1 protein-coding gene is annotated in these 1,297 nt (G+C 63.9%); it reads right to left on the bottom strand.

Translation table 11 applies throughout. From position 1 onward, the window contains the following. Positions 1-1,296 (bottom strand): pyruvate dehydrogenase E1 component-related protein (locus BMX78_RS22600; protein ID WP_502686322.1); only part of this gene is annotated, 1,296 nt, incomplete at its 3' end. Position 1,297 lies beyond the last annotated feature (1 nt).

Consider the following 1,297-nt stretch of genomic DNA (forward strand, 5'->3'; position numbering starts at 1 on the left):
CTTGAGGTCGTCGAGGGTGAGTTTTTTCATTTGGTGGGTGGCGTTGCGGCCTTCGAAGTGGGGTCCGAGTCCGTAGCCCTTGACGGTTTTGGCCAGGATGACGGTGGGTTTGCCCTTGAATTCGGTGGCTGCCTTGTACGCGGCGTAGACCTTGCGGTAGTCGTGGCCGCCGCGTTTGAGGTTCCAGATCTGGTCATCGGTGAGTTCCGCGACGAGGTCTTTGGTGCGGGGGTCCTTGCCGAAGAAGTGTTCGCGGACGAACCCGCCGGATTCGGCCTTGTAGGTCTGGTAGTCACCGTCGGGGGTTTCGTTCATGATTTTCACGAGCGAGCCGTCGGTGTCGCGGGCCAGCAGGTCATCCCATTCCCGGCCCCAGACCACCTTGATCACGTTCCAGCCCGCGCCGCGGAAGAACGCTTCGAGTTCCTGCATGATCTTGCCGTTGCCGCGGACCGGCCCGTCCAGGCGCTGGAGGTTGCAGTTGATCACGAAGTTCAGGTTGTCCAGGTTCTCGTTCGCGGCGAGCTGGAGCAGGCCGCGGGATTCGGGCTCGTCCATTTCCCCGTCGCCCAGGAACGCCCAGACCTGCTGGTCACTGGTGTCTTTCAGGCCCCGGTTGTGCAGGTACCGGTTGGACTGGGCCTGGTAGATCGCGTTCATCGGCCCGATGCCCATGGACACGGTGGGGAATTCCCAGAACTGCGGCATCAACCTGGGGTGCGGGTAGGAGGACAGGGCGTGACCCTGGCGGGATTTTTCCTGCCGGAACCCGTCCAGGTCCTCCTCGGAGAGCCGGCCTTCCATAAACGCCCTGGCGTACATGCCGGGGGAGGCGTGGCCCTGGAAGAAGACCTGGTCCCCGCCGCCGGGGGCATCCTTGCCGCGGAAGAAGTGGTTGAAGCCCACCTCGTACAGGGTCGCAGCTCCGGCGTAGGTGGAGATGTGCCCGCCCACCCCGATGTTCGGGCGCTGGGACCGGTGCACCATCACCGCGGCGTTCCACCGCATGTACGCCCGGTACCGGCGCTCGTATTCCTCGTTGCCCGGGAACTGCGCTTCCTGGTCCGCCGGGATGGTGTTCACGTAATCGGTGGTGGTCACCATCGGCACGCCCACGCTCTGCGCCCCCGCGCGCTGCAGCAGGCTCCGCATGATGTATTGGGCACGCTCGGTGCCCTGTTCCCTGATCAACGAATCCAGGGACTCAACCCACTCGGCGGTCTCTTCCGGATCACGATCAGGCAGCTGGTTAGTCAACCCGCTGAGGATATGGGAGGTATCTTCTCCTGCAGCCACG

The organism is Arthrobacter sp. OV608 (assembly GCA_900110595.1).
Classification (GTDB): Bacteria; Actinomycetota; Actinomycetes; order Actinomycetales; family Micrococcaceae; genus Arthrobacter.